Source organism: Zestomonas carbonaria (genome assembly GCF_904061905.1).
GTDB lineage: Bacteria > Pseudomonadota > Gammaproteobacteria > Pseudomonadales > Pseudomonadaceae > Aquipseudomonas > Aquipseudomonas carbonaria.
The window spans coordinates 1-26,468 of sequence record NZ_CAJFCI010000011.1; the positions used below are offsets into that span (position 1 = coordinate 1).

Consider the following 26,468-nt stretch of genomic DNA (forward strand, 5'->3'; position numbering starts at 1 on the left):
AGGCTGGAGGCTGGAGGCTGGAGGCTGGAGGCTGGAGGCTGGAGGCTGGAGGCTGGAGGCTGGAGGCTGGAGGCTGGACAGCGTTCTGGCCATGCACCTCCTACGTCAAACCTTTTTTCGTGGCCATGGAACTGGGCGTCCCCGCCGATCCTACAGGTCAACATCGATGCCGACCTGTAGGAGCGCGCCATGCGCGCGATCCCCAGCAACGCCAAAGCATCGCCAGCAAGCTGGCTCCTACAAAAGCGGACGAGTAGCCCGGATGCAATCCGGGCTACGTGGCTGTTTATTGGGCCCCCGCGTTCGCGGGGATGACGGTGGAGAACGAGGCTTTACGTAGGGTGCGCCGTGCGCACCGATCCGGGGCCGACCTCCATATTTCCGGCGAAGCACTCTGCTGGCGCCAGGGTAAACGGTGCGCACAGCACACCCTACAAAAGCTGCTTTTTCGTCCAGCCTTCCAGCCTCCAGCGCTTTAATCGTCTTCCCTACCCCAAAACGCAAGAAACCCGCCGAAGCGGGTTTCTTTGTCTGGGCCGGGCCGATCAGGCCTTGAACACATCAGCCACCGATTGCAGCGGATAGTGCTCCGGGTACGGCAGAGTGGCTACGCCGCTCTCGATCGCCGCCTTGGCCACCGCGTCGCTGACCACGGTGATCAGGCGTGCGTCCATCGGTTTCGGAATGATGTATTCGCGGCCGAACTCCAGCTTGATGCCGCCGTAGGCGTCGCAGACTTCCTGCGGCACCGGCTGCTTGGCCAGCTCGCGCAGGGCGTTGGCGGCGGCGATCTTCATCTCCTCGTTGATGCGGGTGGCGCGGACATCCAGCGCGCCGCGGAAGATGAACGGGAAGCCGAGCACGTTGTTGACCTGGTTCGGATAGTCGGAACGACCGGTGGCCATGATCACGTCGTTGCGGGTGGCGTGGGCCAGCTCCGGCTTGATTTCCGGATCCGGGTTCGAGCAGGCGAACACGATCGGGTTGGCCGCCATGCGCTGCAGGCCTTCCGGGCTGAGCAGGTTGGCACCGGACAGGCCGACGAACACGTCGGCGCCATCGAGAGCGTCGGACAAGGTGCGCTTGCTGGTCTCGTGGGCGAACACCGCCTTGTACTGGTTCAGGTCGTCGCGGCCGGCGTGGATCACACCCTTGCGGTCGACCATGAAGATGTTCTCGACGTTCGCACCCATGCTCACCAGCAGCTTCATGCAGGAGATCGCCGCGGCGCCGGCGCCGAGGCAGACGATCTTCGCATCGGCCAGGTTCTTGCCGACGATTTCCAGGGCATTGAGCATGCCGGCGGCGGTCACGATGGCGGTGCCGTGCTGGTCATCATGGAAGACCGGGATGTCGCACTGTTCGATCAGAGCACGCTCGATCTCGAAGCACTCGGGCGCCTTGATGTCTTCCAGGTTGATGCCGCCGAAGGTGATGGAGATGCGCTTGACGGTATCGATGAAGGCCTGCGGGCTTTCCGCGTCGACTTCGATGTCGAACACATCGACGCCTGCAAAACGCTTGAACAGCACACCCTTGCCTTCCATGACCGGCTTGGAAGCCAGCGGGCCGAGGTTGCCCAGGCCGAGGATCGCGGTACCGTCGGAGATCACCGCCACCAGGTTGCCCTTGCCGGTGTACTTGAACGCCAGCTCGGGATCGCGGGCAATTTCACGTACCGGCTCGGCTACGCCAGGGCTGTAGGCCAGCGACAGGTCGCGGGCGGTCGCGGTCGGCTTGGTCAGCTCGACGCTCAGCTTTCCGGGGCGGGGCTGGGCATGGTAGTCGAGAGCGGCAGTTTTCAGATCAGACATGGTGACATTCCCGCTTGTGCTGTTGAACAAAACAGGCGGCCGAGCATACGCAATGTGCTGCTGACCCACAAGGCAGAATTGTCCTACAAGTCAAGCTCTCTAACGTAAGACTTTGAGCCAATCCCCGGGCTGCGGCTCGCCGGTCGGATAGAGGTGGTTGAGCAGGCGCAAGGTGGCTTCGGCGTCGCCCGGCAGCGGGCTGCCCTTGGCCAGGTCGGCGAGGCTCTGGCCGGCCTTGGCGCGCACCAGGTGCAGGCGGATCGGCTGCGCCAGCTTGCGCTCCTCGGTCTTCAACGGGCGGAAGCTCTTGATGGTCTGCAGGAAACGCTCGTCCTCGCTTTCCAGCGATGCGCCGTTCTTCACCGCGGCAACGAACAGGAAGGCGTTCTTGTCCTTGAAGATGACCGCCACGCGCTTGGCCGGGCGCCCCGGGATCACCCCGGTGTAACCCTGCAGGCCGGCCTGGTTCAGCGCTTCGGGCATCGCCAGGCGCTGGCCACCGAGGCGCGCGCGGAGGAACTCCTCGGGAGTGCGCTCGGCGCGATCGAGGGTCATGGCGACGAAGGCGTGCTGGTCGGCGCTCTGGCCAAGCAGTACGTCGGGGCGATTGGTCTGCGTCCAGCCCTGGGGAAAGCTCAGGGTGAAGCCCAGTCCGGCGTGATAGAAGCGCTGTCCGCGGCGCACGCCGGTGGCTTCCGAATCGCCGAACGGCAGGCCCTCCAGATGCTGGAGGAACACTTCCCGGTTGACTTCCTGCTGACCGGCAGCCAATGCCCGCGCCGGGCCGACCACCTGCTGGAGGCGCCGCTCGTTGTCCGGGTGGGTATCGAAGACTCCGTGATAGCTGCTGGTCGATACCGCCTGGCCGCGCTTGGCCGCCTGGTCGCGGGCGAAGTCCTCCTGGCTCTTGAGCACCTTGACCACTTCGATCATCGCCTGCGGGTCGTAACCGCTGCGCGCCAGGTATTGTGCGCCGAGGCCGTCGGCCTCGAGCTCCATGTCGCGACCGTAGCCGCGCACCATGGCCGTGCCGAGCACGTTGGTCAGGTCGCCGGCGGCGCCGACTCCGGTACCGATCGCCACCATCTGGCCGAACACGTTCCAGGCCATCGACTGGCTCTGCTGCTGCACGCTGTGGCGCGCTGTGACGTGGCCGACCTCGTGGCCGAGCACCGCCGCCAGCTCGGCCTCGGAACCGAGGTAGGCGAGCAGTCCGCGATGGATGTAGATGTAGCCGCCGGGCAGGGCGAAGGCGTTGATGTCGGGGCTGTCGATCACCGTGAACCGGTAGTCCAGGTTGCTGCGGTGGCTGTACTGCGCGACCCGCTCGCCAACCCGCTGCACATAGGTTTGCAGCTTCTCGTCGGCGTAGCGCGGGTACTGCTTGGCGATTTCCTGGCTGGCGCTCCGACCGAGTTCGAGCTCCTGCTGCTCGCTCATCATCACGAAGTTGCTTTTCCCCGTCGCGGGATTGGTGGCGCACCCGGTCACACCGGCGGCCAGCAGGATCAGCAATGCGATAGTCGGCAGTCTCACGGCAACACCTCCAGCATCGCCCCATCGGTCAGCGGCAGCATCCAGCGTGCCTGTCCCGGTTTTACGCCGCCGCGCCGGCTACGGTCAATCACCCAGCCGCGCGCCTCGACACGCCGGCCGTCCAGCTTCTTCAGGGCTTTCTCGTCGAACCGGGAAAGCACCTTCGGCGCCACGTGCAGCACCAGCGGACCGTCCAGTTCCAGCCAGAGGCCGCCGCGATTGCGCTCGACCCGCCGCACCCGCGCCTGCACCAGGGCGAAACCGCCCTGCTCGATCTGCTGCGGCGTACGCACCGGCGGGCGCCGCCACAGCCCGAGCCCTGCTCGGCGAGCCTCGGCTTCGGCGCCGCGCAGGCAAGTGACCAGCTCGACGTTGGGCGCCACCGCCACCTGATAGCCAAGGCCGGCGGCCAGCAGTTCAGCTTCGAGATTGCGCCCGGAAGCATCGTAGGCATGGGCCAGCAGGCGGCCGTAGTTGTCCCTGGCCTGCGCGCCAACCTTCAGGGAAACCTTGCCGTCATTGGCCGCGACGAGCTTCTGCAGGTGCTTGCGCGCCGCCTCGGCGTAAGGCTCGGCGCTACCGCCCCGGCGCGCCAGTTCGGGCGCGTTGATGCCGATCAGCCGCACGTTGCGGCCATCGGCCAGGCGCAGGGTGTCGCCGTCCACCACCCGCTGCACCGCATGGGTCGGCAGCTTGCCGGGCAGCAGGCAGCTCGCCAGCGCGTTGCCGGACAGGCAAACGAAAAAGGCGCCCACGAGGGACGCCTTTTTCAGTTGCTCGAGAATACCCATGGGCTCTCGCGGCGAGGTCGGCTTACTTGGCGCCGAACACACCGAAACGCTGCTTGAAGCGGTCGATACGGCCGCCGGTGTCGAGCACCTTCTGCTTGCCGGTGTAGAACGGGTGGCAAGCGGAGCACACGTCGAGGCTGATGCTCTTGCCCAGGGTGGAGCGGGTCTTGATCACGTTACCGCAGGAGCAGGTAGCTTCGATCTCGACGTAATTCGGATGGATGTCGGCTTTCATGACACGTTCCTCAGGTCTGGCGCACCGCCACCCGACACCATTATCGGGCACCGCACGCAAAAGTAGGCGGCGGATGATACCAGAGCCGGCCGGCGACGCAAGCCGTCGAGGCTGCCGGCCGTCGTCGGCCGCCATGCTAAGATCGCCGCTCACCTCTGGAGCCGCCGCGTGTCCGACGACGCCCAACCCATCCTCCGCCTTGCCCTGCCCTCGCCGCTGCGCCGCCTGTTCGACTACCGCGCGCCGGCGGGGATCGCTGCCGCGCGCCTGCAACCGGGGATGCGCCTGCGCGTGCCGTTCGGTCGCCGCGAAGTGATCGGCGTGCTGGTCGAGAAGGTCGCCCACAGCGAGGTGCCGGCGGACAAGCTGAAAGCGGCGCTGGAACTGCTCGACCCCCGCCCGCCGATACCGCCGGCGCTGTTCCGGCTCTGCCTGTGGACCGCCCAGTATTACCAGCACAGCCTCGGCGACACCCTGAGCTGGGCGCTGCCGGTGCTGCTGCGCCAGGGCGAGCCGGCCGAAGCGCGCCAGGAGCGTTTCTGGCACCTGGCCGAAGACGCCCGACTCGACGACCCGCGCCTGACCCGTGCCCCACGCCAGCGCGAAGCGCTGAAGGCGCTCGCCCAGCACCCGCACGGCGTGCCCCACGCGCTGCTCTCCAAGCTGGAACTGAACAAGGACAGCCTCGACCTGCTGCGCGAAAAAGGCCTGGTGCGCATCGAGGTGCGCCGCCATGCGCAGACCCCGCCGCCGACGCACTGGCTGGCGCAACCGGAACTGCCCCTGAACGCCGAGCAGCGCACGGCGCTGGAAGCGGTGCGCGCCGGCTTCGGCCGCTTCGGCGCCTTCCTGCTGGCCGGAGTGACCGGTAGCGGCAAGACCGAGGTCTACCTGCAACTGATCCGCGAAACCCTGGAAGCCGGCAAACAGGCGCTGGTGCTGATCCCCGAGATCAACCTGGGCCCGCAGACCCTGGAGCGCTTCTCGCGGCGCTTCAATGCGCGGATCGCCCTGCTGCACTCGGCCGTCAACGACCGCGAGCGCCTCGATGCCTGGCTGGCGGCGCGCGACGGCGAGGCGGACATCGTCATCGGCACCCGCTCGGCGCTGTTCACCCCGCTGCAACGGCCAGGGCTGATCATCGTCGACGAGGAGCACGACGCGTCCTATAAGCAACAGGAAGGCCTGCGCTACCACGCCCGCGACCTGGCCCTGGTGCGCGCGCAGCAGGAGGGCATGCCGATCGTGCTCGGCTCGGCCACCCCCTCCCTGGAAAGCCTGCACAACGCCCACGCCGGCCGCTACGCCCTGCTCAGGCTCAACCACCGCGCCGGCGGCGCACAGGCACCGCGCTTCCTGCGCCTGGACGTGAAGAGCCGGCCGCTGGATTCCGGCATCTCCCCGCCGCTGCAACAGGCCATCGCCCAGACACTCGCAGCCGGCCAGCAGGTGCTGGTGTTCCTCAACCGCCGCGGCTTCGCGCCGACCCTGCTGTGCCACGACTGCGGCTGGGTGTCCGGCTGCAGCCGTTGCGACGCGCGGATGACCCTGCACCAGCGCAGCAACGAACTGCGCTGCCACCATTGCGGCCACGTCGAGCGCCGCCCGGCAAGCTGCCCGCAGTGCGGACACGTCGACCTGCGCCCGGTCGGCGCCGGCACCGAGCGGGCCGAGGAGCGCCTGGCGATCCTCTTCCCCGACCACCCGGTGCTGCGCGTCGACCGCGACAGCACGTCGCGCAAGGACGCCATGGCGAACCTGTTCGCCACCATCCAGCGCGGCGAACCGTGCATCCTGGTCGGCACGCAGATGCTCGCCAAGGGCCATCACTTCCCCAGGGTGACGCTGGTGGCGATCCTCGATGCCGACGGCGGGCTGTTCTCCGCCGATTTTCGCGCCAGCGAGCGCATGGCCCAACTGATCGTGCAGGTCGCCGGGCGCGCCGGACGGGCCGAGGAGCCGGGCCGGGTGATCATCCAGAGCCACCTGGCCGACCATCCCCTGCTGGTGCAACTGACCGAGCAGGGCTACTTCGCCTTCGCCGAGCAGGCCCTGGCCGAACGCCGCGCCGCCGGCCTGCCGCCATTCGCCCACCTCGCCCTGCTGCGCGCCGAAGCGCACAAGCCGGGCCAGGCTGAAGGCTTCCTCGACGATGCCTGCGGGCTGGCCGAGCAGTTGCTCGCCGAACAGCGCCTTTACGGCGTCGAACTGCTCGGCCCGGTCCCGGCGCCCATGGAACGCCGCGCCGGCCGCTACCGCGCGCAACTGTTGCTCCAGGCCAACGCCCGCGCGCCGCTGCACCGCGTGCTTGGCCAATTGCTGCCGAGCCTGGAAAACCTGCCCGGCGGCCGCGCGGTGCGCTGGTCGCTGGACGTCGATCCGATCGATCTGTTCTAGAAAAGCCGAGAAGAGCGCTGGAAGGCTGGACGAAAGGTTTCGGCAGGGTGCGCCGCGGCGCACCGATAGGGCGACAGCGCCCATGTTTCTGGCGTGACGCGGACCTTGCCCGGTAAACGGTGCGCGCACCCTACAAGGGCGTTGCTCCATCACCTGGTTAGCCGGTCCATGAGGCTTTTTCGTCAAGCCTTCAGCGCTTTTTTCGGCTCTTCCCGGCTTTCATGCGGGTTGCCCCTGCGCCCTCCGGGCGCCGATAATGCGCAGTTTTCAACCAGCGCCCAGGCGCCGCCGCCCGTCGGCAGGAAGAACCTTCATGAAAGACCTGATCCGCCAGCTCATCCAGCACGCCCTCGACCGTCTCGCCGCCGAGGGCACGCTGCCCCAGGGACTCGCCCCGGCCATCCAGGTGGAAAACACCAAGGACAAGAGCCACGGCGACTTCGCCAGCAACATCGCCATGATGCTGGCCAAGCCGGCCGGGCTGAAGCCGCGCGAGCTGGCCGAGAAACTGGTCGCCGCCCTGCCGCAGGACGCGCAGATCAGCAAGGTGGAAATCGCCGGCCCCGGCTTCCTCAACTTCTACCAGGACACCAGCGCGCTGGCCGCACGCCTGGAAGCCGCCCTCGCCGACGCGCACCTCGGCGTGCACAAGGACGGCCCGGCGCAGCGCGTGGTGATCGACCTGTCGGCACCGAACCTGGCCAAGGAAATGCACGTCGGCCACCTGCGCTCGACCATCATCGGCGACGCCGTGGCCCGCGTCCTGGAATTCCTCGGCGACACGGTGATCCGCCAGAACCACGTTGGCGACTGGGGCACCCAGTTCGGCATGCTGCTGGCCTACATGCAGGAACAGCCGGTGGACAACGATGCCGAGCTGTCCGACCTGGAATCCTTCTACCGCGCGGCCAAGAAGCGCTTCGACGAATCCCCCGAGTTCGCCGACCGCGCCCGCGAACTGGTGGTCAAGCTACAGGCCGGCGATGCCGAATGCCTGCGCCTGTGGAACCGCTTCAACGACATTTCCCTGAGCCACTGCCAGAAGGTCTACGACCGCCTCGGCGTCAACCTGACCATGGCCGACGTCAAGGGCGAGAGCGCCTACAACGACGACCTGCCCAACGTCATCGCAGACCTCCAGGCCAAGGGCCTGCTGACCGAGAGCGACGGCGCGCAGTGCGTGTTCCTCGACGAGTTCAAGAACGCCGAGGGCAACCCGCTGCCACTGATCGTGCAGAAGGCCGGCGGCGGCTACCTCTACGCCACCACCGACCTGGCCGCCACCCGCTACCGCGCCAACGTGCTGAAGGCCGACCGCGCGCTCTACTTCGTCGACCAGCGCCAGGCCCTGCACTTCCAGATGGTCTTCGCCGCGGCCCGCCTGGCCGGCTTCGTGCCGGAAAGCTTCGAGATGGAGCACATGGGCTTCGGCACCATGAACGGAGCCGACGGCCGGCCGTTCAAGACCCGCGACGGCGGCACGGTGAAGCTGATCGACCTGCTCGACGAGGCCGAAGCCCGCGCCTACGCCCTGGTCAAGGACAAGAACCCCGAGCTGGACGAGGCCGAACTGCGCAACATCGCCCGCGCGGTGGGCATCGGCGCGGTCAAGTACGCCGACCTGTCCAAGCACCGCACCAGCGACTACAGCTTCAACTTCGAGCTGATGCTGAGCTTCGAGGGCAACACCGCGCCCTACCTGCTCTACGCCTACACCCGGGTGGCCAGCGTGTTCCGCAAGCTGGGCAAGGAATTCGACGAAGTCGAAGGCCACATCGTCCTCCAGGCCGACCAGGAGACCGCCCTGGCCGCGCGCCTGGCGCAGTTCGGCGAAATCCTGGGCAGCGTCGCCGAGAAAGGCGTGCCGCACGTACTGTGCGCTTATCTGTACGATATCGCCGGATTGTTCTCCAGCTTCTACGAGCACTGCCCGATCCTCGCCGCGGAAACCGCCGAACAGCAGCAGAGCCGCCTGCGCCTGGCCGCGCTGACCGGTCGCACCCTCAAGCAGGGCCTGGAACTGCTCGGCCTGCAAACCCTGGAACGCATGTAACGGCCCCATGGCGACCAAGAAGAAATCCGCACCCAAGCGCGGCGCGACCCGCTACCAGGCACCGAAGAAGAAACCGGTGCCCGGTTGGTTGTGGCTGGCCTGCGGCCTGGCGATCGGCGGTCTGCTGATGTTCCTGATGCAGCTCGAGCCGGGCCGCGACGAGATCAAGCGCACCAAGCCGGAAACCGCCCAGCGCCCGCTCGGCAAGCCCGCCGACAAGCCGGCTGCCACGCCGACACCGACGCCGCAGCAGCCAGCCAAGCCGAAGTACGATTTCTATACCCTGCTGCCGGAATCCGAGGTGATCGTCCCGCCGGAAGCGGTACCCGAGAAGACCCCGCCGCCGCCCACCCCGCAGGAACTGGCCAAGGCCGACGCGGCACGCGCCGAAGCGGCGCTGCGCGGCGAAGTGCCGCCGCCGCTGCCGAACGCGGTGAAGGCCGCCCGCACCCAGTACTTCCTGCAAGCCGGCTCGTTCCGCAAGCAGAGCGACGCCGAAGGCGTCCGCGCCCAGATCGCCCTGCTCGGCCAGAGCGTGAAGCTGGAATCGGGCAAGGTGCGCGAGGAAACCTGGTATCGGGTGCTGGTCGGCCCGTTCAACAACCGCGAGCAACTGACCCAGGCCCAGAAGCAACTGGCCGGTAACGGCTTCAGCAACCTGCTATTGCAGCAGCGGCAGGTGCACTGAAGGCTGGAGGCTGGCCATGCACCTCCTACGTCAAACCTTTTTCGCGGCCATGGAACTGGGCGTCCCCGCCGATCCTACAAACACGGCATTGATGCCGACCTGTAGGAGCGCGCCATGCGCGCGATCCCCGGCAACGCCAAAGCATCGCCAGCAAGCTGGCTCCTACAAAAGCAGACGAGTAGCCCGGATGCAATCCGGGCTACGTGGCTGTTTATTGGGCCGCCGCTAACGCGGGAATCCAATAAACACGTAGGGTGCGCCGTGCGCACCGATCCGGGGCCAGCACCTGCGCTTCCAGCGAAACACCCTGCTGGCGCCAGGGTAAACGGTGCGCACAGCGCACCCTACAAAAGCCGGACCGCCGTTTCGTCCAGCCTTCCAGCCTCCAGCGCCCTTATCGGCTCCTATGGCTCCCGCCAGCGCGCGAACCCCGTCAATCCTTTTCTTGCAACCCGAGGCTTGAAGCGCCTCGCCATTACCCCCATATGAATCTCCATTCGGGCCACAGCGCCCCGCTGCGTGGAGATCCTTCCCTTGACCACCATCGTTTCAGTCCGCCGCAACGGCAAAGTCGTCATGGGCGGCGACGGCCAGGTTTCCCTCGGCAACACCGTGATGAAAGGCAACGCCAAGAAGGTCCGCCGCCTCTATCACGGCCAGGTGCTGGCCGGCTTCGCCGGGGCCACCGCAGATGCCTTCACCCTGTTCGAGCGCTTCGAAGGGCAACTGGAAAAGCACCAGGGCCACCTGGTGCGTGCCGCCGTCGAGCTGGCCAAGGACTGGCGCACCGATCGCTCGCTGAGCCGCCTGGAGGCCATGCTGGCGGTGGCCAACAAGGATGCCTCGCTGATCATCACCGGCAACGGCGACGTGGTCGAACCCGAGCACGGGCTGATCGCCATGGGCTCCGGCGGCGGCTTCGCCCAGGCTGCCGCGCTGGCGCTGATGCAACGCGGCGAGGCCAACCTGTCCGCCCGCGAGATCGCCGAGACGGCGCTGAACATCGCCGGCTCCATCTGCGTTTTCACCAACCAGAATCTGACCATCGAGGAGCTGGACTGCGCCGAGTGACGCGGTCCCGCCTTCCGGCGGCGCCCGGCGCCGCCCTGACAGCGAGTTCCAAGCCATGCCCATGACACCCCGCGAGATCGTCCACGAACTCAACCGCCACATCATCGGCCAGGACGAAGCCAAGCGCGCCGTCGCCATCGCCCTGCGCAACCGCTGGCGGCGCATGCAGCTACCCGTCGAGCTGCGCCAGGAAGTGACGCCGAAGAACATCCTGATGATCGGCCCGACCGGCGTCGGCAAGACCGAGATCGCCCGTCGCCTGGCCAAGCTGGCCAACGCGCCGTTCATCAAGGTGGAAGCGACCAAGTTCACCGAGGTCGGCTACGTCGGCCGCGACGTGGAATCGATCATCCGCGACCTCGCCGACGCAGCGATCAAGATGTTCCGCGAGCAGGAGATGATCAAGGTCCGCCACCGTGCCGAGGACGCCGCCGAGGACCGCATCCTCGACGCCCTGCTGCCACCGGCGCGCAGCTTCGGCGAGGAGTCGGCGCAAAGCACCGACTCCAACACCCGCCAACTGTTCCGCAAGCGCCTGCGCGAGGGCCAGCTCGACGACAAGGAGATCGACATCGAGGTCGCCGAGAGTCCGGCTGGCGTGGAAATCATGGCGCCGCCCGGCATGGAGGAGATGACCAACCAGTTGCAGAACCTGTTCTCCAACCTCGGCAAGGGCAAGCGCAAGAGCCGCAAGCTGAAGGTCAAGGAAGCGCTCAAGCTGATCCGCGACGAGGAGGCCGCGCGCCTGGTCAACGAGGAAGAGCTCAAGGCCCACGCCCTGGAAGCGGTGGAGCAGAACGGCATCGTGTTCATCGACGAGATCGACAAGGTCGCCAAGCGCGGCAACGTCGGCGGCGCCGATGTGTCCCGCGAGGGCGTGCAGCGCGACCTGCTGCCGCTGATCGAGGGCTGCACGGTGAACACCAAGCTGGGCATGGTGAAGACCGACCACATCCTGTTCATCGCCTCGGGCGCCTTCCACCTGAGCAAGCCCAGCGACCTGGTGCCGGAGCTGCAGGGCCGCCTGCCGATCCGCGTCGAACTCAAGGCGCTGTCGCCGCAGGATTTCGAGCGCATCCTCACCGAGCCGCACGCCTCGCTGACCGAGCAGTACAGCGCGCTGCTGAAGACCGAGGGGCTGAACATCGAGTTCGCGCCGGACGGCATCAAGCGTCTCGCCGAGATTGCCTGGCAAGTCAACGAGAAAACCGAGAACATCGGCGCGCGCCGCCTGCACACACTGCTCGAACGGCTGCTCGAAGAGGTCTCGTTCAGCGCCGGCGACCTCGCCGCGCAGCACGACGAAACGCCGATCCGCATCGACGCCGACTACGTCAACGGCCACCTCGGCGAACTGGCGCAGGACGAGGACCTGTCCCGTTACATCCTCTAAAATCAGCGGCAAGCTACAAGTCATTAGCTGCAAGCGTGCCGGCTTCAGCTTGTGGCTTGCAGCTTGTGACTTGGAGCTGGCCCCATGCGCATCCCCACCTCTATCAAGCTGCACAAGGCTTCGAAGACCCTCGAACTGGAATACGCGCCGGGCGAGCGCTATGTCCTGCCCGCCGAATTCCTCCGCGTGCACTCGCCGTCGGCCGAGGTGCAGGGTCACGGCAACCCGGTGCTGCAGTACGGCAAACTGGGGGTCGGCCTGGAGCGGATCGAACCCGCCGGGCAGTACGCACTAAAACTGTGCTTCGACGACGGACACGACAGCGGGTTGTTCACCTGGGACTATCTCGAGCGCCTGGCGCAAAACCAGGAACAGCTCTGGAGCGAATATTTGTTCGAGCTGGAGAAGGCCGGCAAGTCGCGCGATCCCAACGAATCGGTCGTCAAGCTGATGCTCTAACTCGGTAGTTAGAGCGCATTTTCTAATTCCCCTGCGCATACTGGCGGCCAAATTGGCCCACTTGGCAGCCAGTTGCGCAAACTGACATTCTCGGGTAACCAAGGAAGTGGCAGGCTCCATGCATTTGCACCCAGCGGATGCAGAGCAAGACGCGGAGCTCGCAGGCCGCCGAAAACACGACACACAGCGTCGCTTTCCGGCCGTCTAAAAGCACCGCCCCCAGGTAAACCCCGAGCAGTACCAGCAACCTTCCTCTGTCATCACAGAGCCCCACGCCGGTATCCGACTCAGGACAATGGAGCGTCGTAGATGAGCAACAAGAACACCGAAGACCTGCAGCGCCAAGCCTCCGAACACACCCTCGGCCTCAACCCCGTGGTGGGCTTGCGCGGCAAGGATATCCTCACCTCTGCCCGCCTCGTGTTGACCCAAGCCATCAAGCAACCCTTCCACAGCGCCAAGCACGTCGCCCATTTCGGCCTGCAACTGAAGAATGTCCTGCTCGGCCAGTCCGAGCTGCGGCCGGAGGACGGCGACCGTCGTTTCGCCGATCCGGCCTGGAGCCAGAACCCACTTTACCGCCGCTACCTGCAAACCTACCTGGCCTGGCGCAAGGAGCTGCACGACTGGATCGACCACAGCAACCTGTCCCCGCAGGACATCAGCCGTGGCCACTTCGTCATCAACCTGATGACCGAGGCCATGTCGCCGACCAACAGCATGGCCAACCCTGCGGCGGTCAAACGCTTCTTCGAGACCGGCGGCAAGAGCCTGCTCGACGGCCTCGGCCACCTGGCCAAGGACCTGGTGAACAACGGCGGCATGCCCAGCCAGGTCAACATGGACGCCTTCGAGGTCGGCAAGAACCTGGCGCTGACCGAAGGCGCGGTGGTGTTCCGCAACGACCTGCTGGAGCTGATCCAGTACCAGCCGAGCACCGAGCAGGTCCACGAGCGGCCGCTGCTGGTGGTGCCGCCGCAGATCAACAAGTTCTACGTGTTCGACCTGTCGCCGGACAAGAGCCTGGCGCGCTTCACCCTGCGCAGCGGCTTCCAGACCTTCATCGTCAGTTGGCGCAACCCGACCAAGGCGCAGCGCGAGTGGGGTCTGTCCACTTACATCGAAGCGCTCAAGGAAACCATCGACGTGGTCCTCGCCATCACCGGCAGCAAGGACCTCAACATGCTCGGCGCCTGCTCCGGCGGCATCACCACCGCCGCGCTGCTCGGCCACTACGCCGCGCTCGGCGAGAACAAGGTCAATGCCCTGACCCTGCTGGTCAGCGTGCTCGACACCAAGCTCGATACCCAGCTCTCGTTGTTCGTCGACGAGCAGACCCTCGAGGCCGCCAAGCGCCGCTCCTACCAGGCCGGCGTGCTGGAAGGCAAGGACATGGCCAAGGTGTTCGCCTGGATGCGCCCCAACGACCTGATCTGGAACTACTGGGTCAACAACTACCTGCTCGGCAACGAGCCGCCGGTGTTCGACATCCTCTACTGGAACAACGACACCACGCGCCTGCCGGCCACCCTGCACGGCGACCTGATCGAGCTGTTCAAGACCAACCCGCTGACCCGCCCGGGCGCCCTCGAAGTGTGCGGCACGTCGATCGACCTCAAGCAAGTCAAGTGCGACATCTACGCCCTGGCCGGAATCAACGACCACATCACCCCCTGGGAATCCTGCTACCGCTCGGCCCAGTTGTTCGGTGGCAAGACCGAATTCGTGCTCTCCAACAGCGGGCACATCCAGAGCATCCTCAACCCGCCGGGCAACCCCAAGGCGCGCTTCATGACCGGCGACGGCGAGTTTCCTGCCGACGCCAAGACCTGGCAGGAAAACTCCACCAAGCAGGCCGACTCCTGGTGGCTGCACTGGCAGGCATGGCAGGCCGAACGCTCCGGCAAACTGAAAAAGGCGCCGGCGCAGCTCGGCAGCAAGGCCTACCCCGCCGGCGAAGCTGCCCCCGGCACCTACGTGCATGAACGATGAAGACCGATCCCCCCGCAGCGGCGCCGGATAGCGCCGCTTACACAGGCGAGGTTGCCGACACCACACCCGCACCGGCCGAGAAAAAGGCCAAGCGGGTCGTCAACAGGACAGGCGCGCGTCGCTCTGCCGCACCGGCGGCCGCGCCGCCGCAAGGGGCACCCAGCATGCCGCAACCCTTCGTCTTCCGGACCATCGAGCTCGACGGCCAGACCCTGCGCACCGCCGTGCGTCCGGGCAAGCCGCACCTGACACCGCTGCTGATCTTCAACGGTATCGGCGCCAACCTGGAGCTGGTATTCCCCTTCGTGCAAGCGCTCGACCCCGATCTCGAGGTGATCGCCTTCGACGTTCCCGGTGTGGGCGGCTCCTCGACGCCGAGCCGCCCCTACCGTTTCCCCGGCCTGGCCAAGCTGGCCGCACGCATGCTCGACTACCTGGACTTCGGCCAGGTCAACGCCATCGGCGTCTCCTGGGGCGGCGCGCTGGCCCAGCAGTTCGCCCACGACTATCCCGAGCGCTGCAAGAAACTGGTGCTCGCCGCCACCTCGGCCGGCGCCGTGATGGTGCCGGGCAAGCCCAAGGTGCTCTGGCGCATGGCCAGTCCGCGCCGCTACATCCAGCCGTCCTACGGCGTGCGCATCGCCCCGGACATCTATGGCGGTGCCTTCCGCCGCGACGCCGGCCTGGCCATGGCGCATGCCAGCAAGGTGCGCTCCGGCGGCAAGATGGGCTACTACTGGCAACTGTTCGCCGGCCTCGGCTGGACCAGCATCCACTGGCTGCACAAGATCCGCCAGCCGACACTGGTCCTCGCCGGCGACGACGACCCGATCATCCCGCTGATCAACATGCGCCTGCTCGCCTGGCGAATCCCCAACGCGGAACTTCACGTGATCGACGACGGTCACCTGTTCCTGATCACCCGCGCCGAAGCAGTGGCGCCGATCATCATGAAATTCCTCCAGGAGGAGAAGCAGCGCGCGGTGATGCACCCGCAGCCGGCCTTCGGAATGCGCGGTTCGTGATACGCGCAAGCGGCGCACCTCATCGGTGCGCCGATACAGGCCTTGCCCCACACGGAAGCCTGGTGTAACACCCTTGCAATCTTGGCGCGGCAGTCTGGAATGCACTTCCGGCGCGCATTGGTACAAGCCTTGCTGCTTGCTCAATGGTCCAGCAGGTTGTTGAAAAACATCAGTGAGCGCAGGCCGCCTCAACAGCTACAACGTGCAGCCTGCGGCCGTTTTCCAGCAGCCGGACAGGTTTCTTCTGCCTTGACGACGGAGTGCTGCCCCATGCCCACCCGCAATCAACCCGCGGCCAACACCCTGCCAGCTCCCGCAGCTTTCATGAACGCCCAGAATGCGGTGGTCGGTCTACGTGGCCGCGACCTGTTCTCCACCGTCCGCGGCATCGCCCTGCACAGCCTCAAACACCCGTTGCACAGCGCCAAGCACATCCTGGCCTTCGGCGGCCAGCTCGGACGCGTACTGATCGGCGACACACCCTACAAGCCCAACCCCGCCGATACACGCTTCGCCGATCCGACCTGGACCCTCAACCCCTTCTACCGGCGCAGCCTGCAGGCCTACCTGGCCTGGCAGAGGCAGATCGCCCTGTGGATCGACGAAAGCGACCTGAGCGCCGACGACCGCGCCCGCGCGCTGTTCATCGCCTCGCTGCTCAACGATGCGCTGTCACCGTCCAACACCCTGCTCAACCCGATGGCGCTCAAGGAACTGTTCAACAGCGGCGGCACCAGCGTGCTGCGCGGCCTGCGCCATATGTACGACGATCTGCTGCACAACCACGGGCTGCCCAGCCAGGTGAACAAGCAGGCCTTCGAGGTCGGCAGGAACCTCGCCACCACCCAGGGTGCGGTGGTGTTCCGCAACGAACTGCTGGAGCTGATCCAGTACCGGCCGATGAGCGAGAAGCAGTACCTCAAGCCGCTGCTGATCGTCCCGCCGCAGATCAACAAGTTCTACATCTTCGACCTCAGCCCGGAGAAGAGCTTCGTCCAGTATGCCCTGAAGAACGACCTGCAGGTGTTCATGGTCAGTTGGCGCAACCCCGATGCGCGACACCGCGAGTGGGGCCTCTCGACCTACGTGCAGGCGCTCGAGGAAGCGGTCGACGCCTGCCGGGCGATCACCGGCAGCAAGGACGTCAACCTGCTCGGCGCCTGCGCCGGCGGCCTGACCATGGCCGCCCTGCAAGGCCACCTGCAAGCCCGCCGCCAGTTGCGCAAGATCAACAGCGCCTCCTATGCGGTGAGCCTGCTGGACAGCCAGATCGACAACAGCCCGGCGATGCTGTTCGTCGACGAGCAGACCCTGGAGAGCGCCAAGCGCCGCTCCTACCAGGCCGGCGTGCTGGATGGCCGCGACATGGCCAAGGTGTTCGCCTGGATGCGCCCCAACGACCTGATCTGGAACTACTGGATCAACAACTACCTGCTCGGCAAGCAGCCGCCGGCGTTCGACATCCTCTACTGGAACAACGACAACACCCGCCTGCCGGCCGCCCTGCACGGCGACCTGCTGGACATCTTCAAGCACAACCCGCTGACCCGTCCCGGTGGCCTGGAAGTGTGCGGCACACCGATCGACCTGCAGAAGGTCAACGTCGACAGCTTCAGCGTCGCCGGCATCAACGACCACATCACCCCGTGGGACACGGTGTACCGCTCGACCCTGCTGCTCGGCGGCGACCGGCGCTTCGTGCTGTCCAACGCCGGGCACATCCAGGCCATCCTCAACCCGCCGGGCAACCCCAAGGCCAACTACTTCGAGAATGGCAAGCTCAGCTCAGACCCGCGCGCCTGGTATTACGACGCCAAGCAGGTCGGCGGTAGCTGGTGGCCGGAATGGCTGAGCTGGATCCAGGCCCGCTCCGGGGAGCAGCGCGAAACCCAGATGACCATCGGCAACCAGCGCTACCCGGCCATGGAGGCCGCGCCCGGCACCTACGTGCATATACGCTGAGTGGGGCACGAATGACTGGCCGGGCCCCGCCCGGCCAGCTATCGTCGCAGCACCCGCAACAACGACAAGAACATGGAATGAAGACTCGCGACCGCATCCTCGAATGTGCCCTGCTGCTGTTCAACGAGCGCGGCGAACCGAACGTCTCCACCCTGGAGATCGCCAACGAGCTGGAAATCAGCCCCGGCAATCTCTACTACCACTTCCACGGCAAGGAGCCGCTGGTGCTCGCGCTGTTCGAGCGTTTCCAACTGGAAATCTCGCCACTGCTCGACCCACCCGCCGAGGCGCGCCTGAGCGCCGAGGACTACTGGCTGTTCCTGCATCTGATCGTCGAGCGCCTGGCGCAGTACCGCTTCCTGTTCCAGGACCTGTCCAACCTGGCCGGACGATTGCCCAAGCTGGCACGCAACGTGCGCTCCTGGCTCAACAGCCTCAAGCGCACCCTGGCCGCGCTGCTGGCGCGCCTCAAGGCCGAACGGCAACTGGCCAGCGACACCCAGGCGCTCGGCCTGCTGGTCGAACAGATCACCCTGACCCTGCTGTTCTCCGTCGCCTACCAGCGCCTGCTCGGCAACGAGGCGGAAAGCCGGCTGGTGGTGTTCCAGGTGATGATGCTGGTCGCCCCCCACCTGCACGAGGAACCCCGCCAGATCGCCGAGCGCATGGCGCTGCGTTATCTGGACGAGGAGTGAGGGAGCGTAGGGTGGGCTTCAGCCCACCAGACAGAGCCTGAACCTGATTGGTCTGGCTCACCCTGCCTACGTATTGCATCCCCTGAAACGCAAACGCCCGGCACATGGCCGGGCGTTCTTGGTCCCCGAACGATCAGGACGGGTTGACGGGCGTCGTCGGCGTCTCGGCCGGAGCCGGGGTTGCCGCCGGAGCCGGCGCAGGGGCTGCGCTCGGAGCCGGAGCCGCTGGCTTGGCCGCTGCTGCCGGTTTCGCCGCGGCTTTCGCTGCTGGCTTGGCCGCCGGCTTCGCCGCAGGTTTGGCGGCTGCTTTCGCAGCGGGTTTCGCCGCAGGCTTGGCCGCTGCCTTGGCTGCAGGCTTCGCCGCCGGTTTCACTGCCGGTTTGGCCGCAGCCTTCGCCGCAGGTTTCGCGGCCGGCTTGGCGGCTGCTTTCGCAGCGGGCTTGGCTGCCGGTTTCGCCGCCGCGGTTTTCGCAGCAGGCTTGGCGGCAGGTTTCGCCGCAGCCTTGGCCGCAGGTTTCGCGGCGGCTTTCGCCGCCGGTTTGGCCGCTGCTGGTTTAACCGATTTGGCGGACAGGCCGGTGAGCTTCTCGAGCTGCTTGGTCAGGGCTTCCACCTTGCCATGCAGCTCCTTCACCTCATTGCGGCTCGGCACACCCAGGCGCGAGATGGCGCTGTTCAGACGCTTGTCGAAAGCCTCCTCCAGCTCCCCCCACTTGCCCAGGGCCAGGCCCTTCACTTCACCGACCTTGCTCTTGGCCGTCTTGGCCTTGGTTTTCACCACATCGACCTGTTTGTCGACTTCGCTCTTGGCCAGCTTCTCAGCCTTCTGGCCATCGGCGACCAAGGTGTCGAACAGCTTGGTTCCGTCCTTGCTGATCTTCGAGTAGGCACCCAATCCAGCCAACCAGATCTGCCGCGAGTATTTCTCGATCTCGCCGATCCAGGAGCTGCCTTCTTTCTCGGTTTTCTTCTTAGCGACCATCCTGCTCTCCTTTATTGAGTCTTAGCCACGCGCGCGAGCAACTCGTTCAACACGTCCAGCTTAGCAGAGAGTGCATCGACATCCTGGCGCGACGGAATGCCAAAGCGATTGAGAGCGGAGGCGACGCGATCATCGAAAGCCTTCTCGATCTTGTCGAAGCGCTCTTCGACCTTACCCTTCACGCTATAGACGTTGTTCTTCACGCTGTCGATCTGGGAGTTGGCGGCCTCGACCTGTTCGGTCACCAGCTTCTTGCCCTGCTTCTCCACCTCTTCACCGGCCTTGACCAGTTCCTTCAGGTAATCGAAGCCTTCCTGCCCGGCCTTGGCATAGGCGCCCAGGCCCGCCAGCCAGATCTGACGGCCGTAGTGTTTGACGTCGGTCAGCAGGGTGGATTTATCAGCTACCTTCTCGACTTTCTTCTTGGCGATAACTTTCGACATGTTGCACCTCTTGCGTTCAGGTTGGGAGAACGCCCGCACAACTAAGCAGGCTTGAGGGGCAAGGTAGAGAAGAAAATTAGAAAGAACATACTAGTCCGGCCCGCCTCGCGGCCGATCCATCCCACGAATATGGGAACCCAACCGACCGCACGGCTCCCGGCCGCCGCCTCAAACGAGTTTCTCGTCCAGGGTTTTCTCGATCTCGCGCTTGATCGAACCGCTCAGCGCCGACAACAGCAGCCCGAGCTTCAACTCGACACGCACGCTATCGTCGCCCACCTCGATGCGCCCATCGGCGCCGCTGCGCTTGAACTCCAGGGTATCGCCGCTCCAGCGATACCTGACGTCATACTCGCGGGCCAGGCGCTCGGCCAATTGCTCCGCCTTTTCCCGAGCGGCGGCGCGGCCGAGTGAATGAGGACGTTCGACACTGATGCGGGACATGGGACGGCTCCTGACTGCGACCTGACGTCGCATCACTATACAGGCTGGAGGCTGGAGGCTGGAGGCTGGAGGCTGGAGGCTGGAGGCTGGAGGCTGGAGGCTGGAGGCTGGAGGCTGGAGGCTGGAGGCTGGAGGCTGGACAGCGTTCTGGCCATGCACCTCCTACGTCAAACCTTTTTTCGTGGCCATGGAACTGGGCGTCCCCGCCGATCCTACAGGTCAACATCGATGCCGACCTGTAGGAGCGCGCCATGCGCGCGATCCCCAGCAACGCCAAAGCATCGCCAGCAAGCTGGCTCCTACAAAAGCGAACGAGCGAGGGGGACGCCCACACCACCCCAAGCCGCCTTTTCGTTCAGCCTTCCAGCCTCCAGCGCCCTTACCGGCTTTTTGGGTTTAGAATGCCCGGCATTCTCTTTCCGGTGACAGCCTCATGAACGATCCGCGCAAAGGCAGCGATGCCGAACCCACTACCCACTTCGGCTACCAGAGCGTGCCGGAGAGCCAGAAGGCCGGGAAGGTCGCCGAGGTGTTCCATTCGGTGGCGGCCAAGTACGACCTGATGAACGACCTGATGTCCGGCGGCGTCCACCGCTTGTGGAAGCGCTTCACCATCGAGCTGTCCGGCGTGCGCCCGGGCAACCGCGTGCTGGACATCGCCGGTGGCACCGGCGACCTGACCCGCCAGTTCTCGCGGCTGGTCGGCCCGAGCGGCGAAGTGGTGCTGGCCGACATCAATGCCTCGATGCTCAAGGTCGGCCGCGACAAGCTGCTCGACAGCGGCGTCGCCGGCAACGTCAGCTTCGTCCAGGCCGACGCGGAAAAGCTGCCGTTCCCCGACAACCACTTCGACTGCGTGACCATCGCCTTCGGCCTGCGCAACGTCACCCACAAGGAAGACGCCCTGCGCTCCATGCTGCGCGTGCTCAAGCCGGGTGGCCGCCTGCTGGTGCTGGAGTTCTCCAAGCCCACCAGCAACCTGCTGGGCAAGGCCTACGACGCCTACTCCTTCACCCTGCTGCCGCTGATGGGCAAGCTGGTCACCAACGACGCCGAGAGCTACCGCTACCTGGCCGAGTCGATCCGCATGCACCCGGACCAGGAAACCCTGAAGGGGATGATGGTCGATGCCGGTTTCGAGCGCGTCACCTACCACAACATGACCGGCGGCATCGTCGCCCTGCACCGCGGCATCAAGCCCTGATGCTGACCCAGGCCGTGCTGGCCGGCGTCGAAGCCGGCCTCAATCGCGTGCTGCGCATGGACGCCACCGCCCTGCCGCGCCTGGCGCCACTGGCCGGCCGGGTGATCGCCGTCGACTGCCGCGCCCCGGCGCTGCAACTGTTCCTGCTGCCCTCCGCCGACGGCCTGCGCCTGGCCGCACGCTGGGAAGCGCCCGCCGACTGCTACCTGAGAGCGCCGGCCAGCAGCCTGCTGCGCCTGGCGTTGAGCAGCGACAAGACCGGCGTGCTGCACGGCCCGGAAGTCGAGCTGGACGGCGACAGCGCCCTGCTGATGGAACTCGCCGGCATCCTCCAGGACCTCGAACTGGACTGGGAGTACGAGCTGTCGCGCTGGCTCGGCCCGCTGGCCACGCCGCTGCTCGCCGGCCACATCAGGATGCGCGCGCGCTGGGCCGGGCACGGCCTGGACAGCATCAAGCAGAGCCTCGCCGACTACCTCAGCGAAGAGTCGCGCAGCCTGGTCGGCCGCCAGGAAGCCGAAGCCCGCTTCGCCGAACTGGACCGCCTCAAACTCGCGCTCGACCGCCTCGAGGCGCGCGTCGACCGTCTCTCATCCACCTCCCGATCCGACAACCCTGCATGAAGCTGCTTGCCGTCCGCCGTCTGCTGACCATCCAGAGCGTGGTCATCCGCTACCGCCTCGACGACCTGTTGTTCGGCCTGCCGCTGCCCTGGTGGCTCGCCGCCACGCGTTTCCTGCTGCCCTGGCGCTGGCTGCCGCGCCGGCAACTGCAGCTTTCGCGTGGCGAGAGCCTGCGCCTGGCGTTGCAGGACCTCGGGCCGATCTTCATCAAGTTCGGTCAGTTGCTCTCGACCCGCCGCGACCTGCTGCCGCCGGACATCGCCGACGAACTGGCCAAGTTGCAGGACCAAGTGCCGCCCTTCGATCCCGAGCGCTCGGTGGCGCTGATCGAGGAACAGCTCGGCGCCAAGGTGAACAGCCTGTTCGCCCACTTCGACAGCCAGCCGCTGGCCTCCGCCTCGGTCGCCCAGGTTCACGCCGCGCAGCTCCGCAGCGGCGAGGAAGTGGTGGTCAAGGTGATCCGTCCCGGCCTCAAGCCGGTGATCCGCGCCGACCTGGCCTGGCTGTTCCTGCTCGCCCGGCTGGCCGAGAGGATTTCCACCGAAGCCCGCCGCCTGCACCCGGTGGAAGTGGTCAGCGACTACGAGAAGACCATCTACGACGAGCTCGACCTGCTCCGCGAGGCGGCCAACGCCAGCCAGTTGCGGCGCAACTTCGACGGCTCGCCGCTGCTCTACGTGCCGCAGGTCTACTGGGACCTGTGCCGGCCCAAGGTGCTGGTGATGGAGCGCATTTACGGCGTGCCGGTGACCGACATGGAAAGCCTCGCCGACCAGCGCACCAACCTCAAGATGCTCGCCGAGCGCGGCGTGGAGATCTTCTTCACCCAGGTGTTCCGCGACAGCTTCTTCCACGCCGACATGCACCCCGGCAACATCTTCGTCAGCACCCGCACGCCGTGGAGCCCGCAGTACATCGCCATCGACTGCGGCATCGTCGGCAGCCTCACCCCCGAGGACCAGGACTACCTGGCGCGCAACCTGATCGCCTTCTTCAAGCGCGACTACCGCAAGGTGGCGCAACTGCACATCGACTCCGGCTGGGTGCCGGCGGGCACCCGGGTCAACGACTTCGAGGCGGCGATCCGCACCGTCTGCGAACCGATCTTCGAACGCCCGCTCAAGGACATCTCCTTCGGCCAGTTGCTGCTGCGCCTGTTCCAGACCGCGCGGCGCTTCAACATGGAAATCCAGCCGCAACTGGTGCTGCTGCAGAAGACCCTGCTCAACATCGAAGGGCTCGGCCGCCAGTTGTACCCGGACCTCGACCTGTGGAGCACCGCCGCGCCCTTCCTGGAGCGCTGGATGCGCGAACGGGTCAGCCCGCGCCAGTTGCTCGGCAACCTGCAGAGCCAGGTGGAACAGGTGCCGCACCTGGCCCATATGACCCGCGACCTGCTCGAACGCCTGTCGCAACCGCACCTCGAAGACCCGCAGCCGCCGCGTGCGCGACCGCGCGACACCTGGCTGCTGCGCCTGTCCGGCGCGCTGCTGCTGGGAGGCGCCGGCGTGCTCGCCGCCAGCGGCCCGGTGTTGGCTGTCAGCGCCTGGCCGGCCTGGCTGATGGCCGCCGCCGGGCTGTATCTGGTGCTGCGCCGATAGCCAGTTGCGGCCATGGCTGGCAAACTTGATCCAATGCAAGGTGGACCGGGCGGGATTCTGCTGAAGTTCACCAGACCTTCCGGTGGACAGGGGCGGAACGCCGCCCGGCCCGCCCCACGAACCGGCCCCGACGGGCGGAACCGCGAATGACCGACTGGCTAGACGAAATCAACTGGAACGAAGACGGCCTGGTGCCGGCGATTGCCCAGGACCACAAGACCGGCCGCGTGCTGATGATGGCCTGGATGAACCGCGAGGCGCTGGCGCTGACCGCCAGCGAGCAGCGTGCCATCTACTGGTCGCGCTCGCGTGGCAGGCTGTGGCGCAAGGGCGAGGAATCCGGCCACGTGCAGAAGCTCCACGAACTGCGCCTGGACTGCGACGCCGACGTGATCGTCCTCATGGTCGAGCAGCTTGGCGGCATCGCCTGTCACACAGGACGGGAAAGCTGCTTCTACCGGGTCTTCGAGAACGGCGCCTGGAAAACCGTCGACCCGGTGCTCAAGGACCCGCACGCCATCTACCACACGGGACACGCCCATGAGTGACACCCTGACCCGCCTGGCCGAGGTGCTGGAGTCGCGCAAGGGCGCGGCGCCGGACAGCTCCTACGTGGCCAGCCTGTACCACAAGGGCCTGAACAAGATCCTGGAGAAGGTCGGCGAGGAAGCGGTGGAAACCATCCTCGCCGCCAAGGACGTCGCCGCCGGTGGCGACAGCAAGGACCTGATCTACGAAACCGCCGACCTGTGGTTCCACAGCCTGGTCATGCTCGCCGCCCTCGGCCAGCATCCGCAGGCCGTGCTGGACGAACTGGAGCGGCGCTTCGGGCTGTCCGGGCATGCCGAGAAGGCCGCCCGCACACCCTCCGCATAAAACAATCAGCGAGGACAAACGAATGGGCATTTTCGATTGGAAACACTGGGTGGTCATCCTCATCGTGGTGGTCCTGGTGTTCGGAACCAAGAAACTGAAGAACCTCGGCAGCGACCTGGGCGAGACCATCAAGGGTTTCCGCAAGGCCATGAACGAGGAAGAGACCAAGCCCGAGCAGCCGGCCCAGCCCGCACAGTCGAGCGCGCCGCTGAACCAGCCGCAGACCATCGACGCCCAGGCGCAGAAGGTCGAAGAGCCGGTGAAGAAGGACTGAAATGTTCGGTATCGGCTTCAGCGAGCTGCTGCTGGTCGGCCTGGTCGCCCTGCTGGTGCTCGGCCCCGAACGCCTGCCCGGCGCGGCGCGTACCGCCGGGCTGTGGATCGGCCGTCTGAAACGCAGCTTCAACGCCATCAAGCAGGAGGTCGAGCGCGAGATCGGCGCCGACGAGATCCGCCGCCAGTTGCATAACGAGCAGATCCTCGCCATGGAGCAGGAACTGAAGAACAAGATCGCCCCGCCGCCGGTCTCCACGCCGGGCACCGCCGAGCCGGAAAGCCCGCCGCCCGTGACTCCCGCCCCGGCGTCGACCGCCCAACCCGAAGCGCCCCAGCCGCCGCGTACCCCATGAGCGATTCGAAACCCGAAGACGACCAGGAAATGCCCCTGGTCTCGCACCTCACCGAACTGCGTACCCGCCTGCTGCGCTGCGTGGGCGCGGTGTTCCTGATCTTCCTCGGGCTGTTCTACTTCGCCCAGCAGATCTACACCCTGGTCTCCGCGCCGCTGCGCAAGTACCTGCCGGAAGGCGCGACGATGATCGCCACCGACGTCGCCTCGCCGTTCCTCACGCCGTTCAAGCTGACCGCCATGGTGGCGCTGTTCCTCGCCATGCCGGTGATTCTCCAGCAGATCTGGGGCTTCATCGCGCCCGGCCTGTACAAGCACGAGAAGCGCATCGCCATCCCGCTGCTGATCTCCAGCATCATCCTGTTCTACGGCGGCATGGCCTTCGCCTACTTCCTGGTGTTCCCGGTGATCTTCCACTTCTTCGCCAGCGTGACCCCGGAAGGCGTGTCGATGATGACCGATATCTCGAGCTATCTCGACTTCGTCATGACCCTGTTCTTCGCCTTCGGCGTGGCCTTCGAGATCCCCGTGGCGGTGGTGCTGCTGATCTGGATCGGCGTGGTCGACGTCGACTACCTGCGCAAGATCCGTCCCTACGTGATCATCGGCTGCTTCGTGGTCGGCATGATCCTCACCCCGCCGGACGTGTTCTCGCAGACCATGCTGGCGGTGCCCATGTGGCTGCTGTTCGAGCTGGGCATCCTCGCCGGCAGCCTGATCCGCAAGCGCCACGAGCACCCTGCCGACGAAGCCCCGCCGCAGGACCAGCCGCCCTCCGTGCAACCGTGAACCTGCTGCTGCTGGAAGACGCCGACTTCGTCGCCGACGACCGCGCCGTACTGCGCGGTCGTCGCTTGCGCCACCTGCACGAGGTGCACCAGGCCGAGAGTGGCGACAGCCTGCGCGTCGGCCGCCTCGGCGGGCTGATGGGCAGCGGCACCCTGCTGCGCCTGGAAGCCGACGAAGCGGAACTGCGGGTACGACTCGACACCCCGCCGCCGGCCAAGCTGCCGCTCACCCTGCTGCTCGCCCTGCCGCGCCCGAAAATGCTCAAGCGCGTGCTGCAGACCGTCGCCGCCATGGGCGTGCCGCGCCTGATACTGCTCAACAGTTACCGGGTGGAAAAGAGCTTCTGGCAGACCCCCTTCCTCACGCCGGAAGCGATCCGCGAACAACTCGTCCTCGGCCTGGAGCAGGCGCGCGATACCGTGCTGCCCGAGGTCAGCATCGAGAAACGCTTCAAACCCTTCGTCGAAGACCGCCTGCCGGCCGTGGCGGAAGACACCCTGGGCCTGGTCGGCCATCCCGGCAACCATCCACCCTGCCCACGCGCGGTGGAACGCCCGGTGACCCTGGCCATCGGCCCGGAAGGCGGCTGGATCCCCTACGAAGTGGACAAGCTCCGCGAAGCCGGCCTACAACCGGTCCAGCTCGGCGAGCGCATCCTGCGCGTGGAAACCGCCGTGCCGGCGCTGCTGGCGCGGCTGTTCTGAATCCCCCGTAGGGTGGGCTTCAGCCCACCAAAAAAGAACTCGACTCCGCTTGGTGGGCTGAAG

At 66.2% G+C, this 26,468-nt stretch carries 26 protein-coding genes; 19 read left to right on the forward strand and 7 right to left on the reverse strand.

Annotated features, from left to right (window positions below):
- Positions 1-545: 545 nt before the first annotated feature.
- From PSEWESI4_RS00080 to rpmE, 4 genes are all read right to left on the reverse strand, one after another.
- Positions 546-1,814: a malic enzyme-like NAD(P)-binding protein gene (locus PSEWESI4_RS00080; protein ID WP_187669150.1), complete on the reverse strand. Its 1,269-nt coding sequence runs from the start codon at positions 1,812-1,814 to the stop codon at positions 546-548.
- Positions 1,815-1,913: 99 nt separating this feature from the next.
- Complete coding sequence (locus tag PSEWESI4_RS00085; protein WP_187669151.1) at positions 1,914-3,350, reverse strand: M48 family metalloprotease; 1,437 nt, start codon at positions 3,348-3,350, stop codon at positions 1,914-1,916.
- Positions 3,347-4,141 (reverse strand): thermonuclease family protein, encoded by a 795-nt coding sequence (locus PSEWESI4_RS00090; RefSeq protein ID WP_187669152.1) that lies wholly within the window; start codon positions 4,139-4,141, stop codon positions 3,347-3,349. The genes PSEWESI4_RS00085 and PSEWESI4_RS00090 overlap by 4 nt, the downstream gene beginning before the upstream one ends.
- A gap of 22 nt (positions 4,142-4,163) precedes the next feature.
- Entirely contained in the window at positions 4,164-4,376 is a 213-nt protein-coding gene (gene rpmE, locus PSEWESI4_RS00095) for a 50S ribosomal protein L31 (RefSeq protein ID WP_187669153.1), read from the reverse strand.
- A gap of 168 nt (positions 4,377-4,544) precedes the next feature.
- Here rpmE and PSEWESI4_RS00100 point away from each other — a divergent pair, with 168 nt between their 5' ends.
- The 10 genes from PSEWESI4_RS00100 to PSEWESI4_RS00145 all read left to right on the forward strand — a co-directional run bounded on the left by PSEWESI4_RS00100 (position 4,545) and on the right by PSEWESI4_RS00145 (position 18,111).
- On the forward strand, positions 4,545-6,773 hold the full coding sequence (locus PSEWESI4_RS00100; RefSeq protein WP_187669154.1) for a primosomal protein N': 2,229 nt from the start codon (positions 4,545-4,547) through the stop codon (positions 6,771-6,773).
- Between the two features lie 313 nt (positions 6,774-7,086).
- On the forward strand, positions 7,087-8,826 hold the full coding sequence (argS, locus tag PSEWESI4_RS00105) for an arginine--tRNA ligase (protein ID WP_187669155.1): 1,740 nt from the start codon (positions 7,087-7,089) through the stop codon (positions 8,824-8,826).
- Positions 8,827-8,833: 7 nt separating this feature from the next.
- Positions 8,834-9,514 (forward strand): SPOR domain-containing protein, encoded by a 681-nt coding sequence (locus PSEWESI4_RS00110; protein WP_187669156.1) that lies wholly within the window; start codon positions 8,834-8,836, stop codon positions 9,512-9,514.
- A gap of 534 nt (positions 9,515-10,048) precedes the next feature.
- Positions 10,049-10,585 carry an ATP-dependent protease subunit HslV gene (gene hslV / locus PSEWESI4_RS00115; protein WP_187669157.1) on the forward strand — a complete coding sequence of 179 codons (537 nt, stop codon included), beginning with the start codon at positions 10,049-10,051 and terminating at the stop codon, positions 10,583-10,585.
- 55 nt (positions 10,586-10,640) lie between these two features.
- Positions 10,641-11,978, forward strand: a complete 1,338-nt coding sequence (gene hslU, locus PSEWESI4_RS00120) for an ATP-dependent protease ATPase subunit HslU (protein ID WP_187669158.1) — start codon at positions 10,641-10,643, stop codon at positions 11,976-11,978.
- Positions 11,979-12,062: 84 nt separating this feature from the next.
- A complete protein-coding gene (locus tag PSEWESI4_RS00125) occupies positions 12,063-12,437 on the forward strand; it encodes a gamma-butyrobetaine hydroxylase-like domain-containing protein (protein WP_187669159.1) in 375 nt (124 codons plus the stop codon).
- A 309-nt stretch (positions 12,438-12,746) separates the two neighbouring features.
- The gene (gene phaC / locus PSEWESI4_RS00130) at positions 12,747-14,429 is read left to right on the forward strand and encodes a class II poly(R)-hydroxyalkanoic acid synthase (RefSeq protein WP_187669160.1); all 1,683 of its coding nucleotides are present in this window, start codon (positions 12,747-12,749) and stop codon (positions 14,427-14,429) included.
- 164 nt (positions 14,430-14,593) lie between these two features.
- Positions 14,594-15,454 carry a poly(3-hydroxyalkanoate) depolymerase gene (gene phaZ / locus PSEWESI4_RS00135; RefSeq protein ID WP_187669161.1) on the forward strand — a complete coding sequence of 287 codons (861 nt, stop codon included), beginning with the start codon at positions 14,594-14,596 and terminating at the stop codon, positions 15,452-15,454.
- A 270-nt stretch (positions 15,455-15,724) separates the two neighbouring features.
- Positions 15,725-17,416 carry a class II poly(R)-hydroxyalkanoic acid synthase gene (gene phaC / locus PSEWESI4_RS00140; RefSeq protein ID WP_187669162.1) on the forward strand — a complete coding sequence of 564 codons (1,692 nt, stop codon included), beginning with the start codon at positions 15,725-15,727 and terminating at the stop codon, positions 17,414-17,416.
- A 77-nt stretch (positions 17,417-17,493) separates the two neighbouring features.
- Complete coding sequence (locus PSEWESI4_RS00145; RefSeq protein WP_187669163.1) at positions 17,494-18,111, forward strand: TetR/AcrR family transcriptional regulator; 618 nt, start codon at positions 17,494-17,496, stop codon at positions 18,109-18,111.
- A 133-nt stretch (positions 18,112-18,244) separates the two neighbouring features.
- Here PSEWESI4_RS00145 and PSEWESI4_RS00150 read toward each other — a convergent pair whose 3' ends face one another.
- From PSEWESI4_RS00150 to PSEWESI4_RS00160, 3 genes are all read right to left on the reverse strand, one after another.
- A complete protein-coding gene (locus PSEWESI4_RS00150; protein ID WP_187669164.1) occupies positions 18,245-19,093 on the reverse strand; it encodes a phasin family protein in 849 nt (282 codons plus the stop codon).
- Positions 19,094-19,104: 11 nt separating this feature from the next.
- Entirely contained in the window at positions 19,105-19,536 is a 432-nt protein-coding gene (locus PSEWESI4_RS00155; RefSeq protein ID WP_187669165.1) for a phasin family protein, read from the reverse strand.
- A gap of 168 nt (positions 19,537-19,704) precedes the next feature.
- Entirely contained in the window at positions 19,705-19,980 is a 276-nt protein-coding gene (locus tag PSEWESI4_RS00160; protein WP_187669166.1) for a polyhydroxyalkanoic acid system family protein, read from the reverse strand.
- A gap of 433 nt (positions 19,981-20,413) precedes the next feature.
- Here PSEWESI4_RS00160 and ubiE point away from each other — a divergent pair, with 433 nt between their 5' ends.
- From ubiE to PSEWESI4_RS00205, 9 genes are all read left to right on the forward strand, one after another.
- Positions 20,414-21,184: a bifunctional demethylmenaquinone methyltransferase/2-methoxy-6-polyprenyl-1,4-benzoquinol methylase UbiE gene (gene ubiE / locus PSEWESI4_RS00165; protein WP_187669167.1), complete on the forward strand. Its 771-nt coding sequence runs from the start codon at positions 20,414-20,416 to the stop codon at positions 21,182-21,184.
- Complete coding sequence (locus PSEWESI4_RS00170) at positions 21,184-21,807, forward strand: ubiquinone biosynthesis accessory factor UbiJ (RefSeq protein ID WP_187669168.1); 624 nt, start codon at positions 21,184-21,186, stop codon at positions 21,805-21,807. The genes ubiE and PSEWESI4_RS00170 overlap by 1 nt, the downstream gene beginning before the upstream one ends.
- A complete protein-coding gene (gene ubiB, locus PSEWESI4_RS00175) occupies positions 21,804-23,408 on the forward strand; it encodes a ubiquinone biosynthesis regulatory protein kinase UbiB (RefSeq protein ID WP_187669169.1) in 1,605 nt (534 codons plus the stop codon). The genes PSEWESI4_RS00170 and ubiB overlap by 4 nt, the downstream gene beginning before the upstream one ends.
- 146 nt (positions 23,409-23,554) lie before the next feature.
- On the forward strand, positions 23,555-23,956 hold the full coding sequence (gene hisI, locus PSEWESI4_RS00180; RefSeq protein WP_187669170.1) for a phosphoribosyl-AMP cyclohydrolase: 402 nt from the start codon (positions 23,555-23,557) through the stop codon (positions 23,954-23,956).
- The gene (locus tag PSEWESI4_RS00185; protein WP_187669171.1) at positions 23,949-24,284 is read left to right on the forward strand and encodes a phosphoribosyl-ATP diphosphatase; all 336 of its coding nucleotides are present in this window, start codon (positions 23,949-23,951) and stop codon (positions 24,282-24,284) included. Before hisI ends, PSEWESI4_RS00185 begins: the two co-directional genes overlap by 8 nt.
- A 22-nt stretch (positions 24,285-24,306) precedes the next feature.
- On the forward strand, positions 24,307-24,558 hold the full coding sequence (locus tag PSEWESI4_RS00190; protein WP_187669172.1) for a twin-arginine translocase TatA/TatE family subunit: 252 nt from the start codon (positions 24,307-24,309) through the stop codon (positions 24,556-24,558).
- A gap of 1 nt (position 24,559) precedes the next feature.
- Positions 24,560-24,913, forward strand: a complete 354-nt coding sequence (gene tatB / locus PSEWESI4_RS00195; RefSeq protein ID WP_187669173.1) for a Sec-independent protein translocase protein TatB — start codon at positions 24,560-24,562, stop codon at positions 24,911-24,913.
- Positions 24,910-25,701 (forward strand): twin-arginine translocase subunit TatC, encoded by a 792-nt coding sequence (gene tatC, locus PSEWESI4_RS00200; RefSeq protein WP_187669174.1) that lies wholly within the window; start codon positions 24,910-24,912, stop codon positions 25,699-25,701. The genes tatB and tatC overlap by 4 nt, the downstream gene beginning before the upstream one ends.
- Positions 25,698-26,405 (forward strand): 16S rRNA (uracil(1498)-N(3))-methyltransferase, encoded by a 708-nt coding sequence (locus PSEWESI4_RS00205; protein ID WP_187669175.1) that lies wholly within the window; start codon positions 25,698-25,700, stop codon positions 26,403-26,405. Before tatC ends, PSEWESI4_RS00205 begins: the two co-directional genes overlap by 4 nt.
- The last annotated feature ends 63 nt before the right edge of the window (positions 26,406-26,468 follow it).

Excerpts from the sequence above, each read along its gene's own strand:
- hisI (WP_187669170.1), top strand. The coding sequence starts at position 23,555 with ATGACCGACTGGCTAGACGAAATCAACTGGAACGAAGACGGCCTGGTG.
- PSEWESI4_RS00160 (WP_187669166.1), bottom strand. The coding sequence starts at position 19,980 with ATGTCCCGCATCAGTGTCGAACGTCCTCATTCACTCGGCCGCGCCGCC.
- phaC (WP_187669162.1), top strand. The coding sequence starts at position 15,725 with ATGCCCACCCGCAATCAACCCGCGGCCAACACCCTGCCAGCTCCCGCA.
- ubiE (WP_187669167.1), top strand. The coding sequence starts at position 20,414 with ATGAACGATCCGCGCAAAGGCAGCGATGCCGAACCCACTACCCACTTC.
- rpmE (WP_187669153.1), bottom strand. The coding sequence starts at position 4,376 with ATGAAAGCCGACATCCATCCGAATTACGTCGAGATCGAAGCTACCTGC.
- argS (WP_187669155.1), top strand. The coding sequence starts at position 7,087 with ATGAAAGACCTGATCCGCCAGCTCATCCAGCACGCCCTCGACCGTCTC.
- ubiB (WP_187669169.1), top strand. The coding sequence starts at position 21,804 with ATGAAGCTGCTTGCCGTCCGCCGTCTGCTGACCATCCAGAGCGTGGTC.
- PSEWESI4_RS00150 (WP_187669164.1), bottom strand. The coding sequence starts at position 19,093 with ATGGTCGCTAAGAAGAAAACCGAGAAAGAAGGCAGCTCCTGGATCGGC.
- tatC (WP_187669174.1), top strand. The coding sequence starts at position 24,910 with ATGAGCGATTCGAAACCCGAAGACGACCAGGAAATGCCCCTGGTCTCG.
- PSEWESI4_RS00190 (WP_187669172.1), top strand. The coding sequence starts at position 24,307 with ATGGGCATTTTCGATTGGAAACACTGGGTGGTCATCCTCATCGTGGTG.
- PSEWESI4_RS00125 (WP_187669159.1), top strand. The coding sequence starts at position 12,063 with ATGCGCATCCCCACCTCTATCAAGCTGCACAAGGCTTCGAAGACCCTC.
- PSEWESI4_RS00170 (WP_187669168.1), top strand. The coding sequence starts at position 21,184 with ATGCTGACCCAGGCCGTGCTGGCCGGCGTCGAAGCCGGCCTCAATCGC.
- hslU (WP_187669158.1), top strand. The coding sequence starts at position 10,641 with ATGCCCATGACACCCCGCGAGATCGTCCACGAACTCAACCGCCACATC.
- PSEWESI4_RS00145 (WP_187669163.1), top strand. The coding sequence starts at position 17,494 with ATGAAGACTCGCGACCGCATCCTCGAATGTGCCCTGCTGCTGTTCAAC.
- phaZ (WP_187669161.1), top strand. The coding sequence starts at position 14,594 with ATGCCGCAACCCTTCGTCTTCCGGACCATCGAGCTCGACGGCCAGACC.
- PSEWESI4_RS00080 (WP_187669150.1), bottom strand. The coding sequence starts at position 1,814 with ATGTCTGATCTGAAAACTGCCGCTCTCGACTACCATGCCCAGCCCCGC.
- PSEWESI4_RS00185 (WP_187669171.1), top strand. The coding sequence starts at position 23,949 with ATGAGTGACACCCTGACCCGCCTGGCCGAGGTGCTGGAGTCGCGCAAG.
- PSEWESI4_RS00110 (WP_187669156.1), top strand. The coding sequence starts at position 8,834 with ATGGCGACCAAGAAGAAATCCGCACCCAAGCGCGGCGCGACCCGCTAC.
- PSEWESI4_RS00155 (WP_187669165.1), bottom strand. The coding sequence starts at position 19,536 with ATGTCGAAAGTTATCGCCAAGAAGAAAGTCGAGAAGGTAGCTGATAAA.
- tatB (WP_187669173.1), top strand. The coding sequence starts at position 24,560 with ATGTTCGGTATCGGCTTCAGCGAGCTGCTGCTGGTCGGCCTGGTCGCC.
- PSEWESI4_RS00090 (WP_187669152.1), bottom strand. The coding sequence starts at position 4,141 with ATGGGTATTCTCGAGCAACTGAAAAAGGCGTCCCTCGTGGGCGCCTTT.
- phaC (WP_187669160.1), top strand. The coding sequence starts at position 12,747 with ATGAGCAACAAGAACACCGAAGACCTGCAGCGCCAAGCCTCCGAACAC.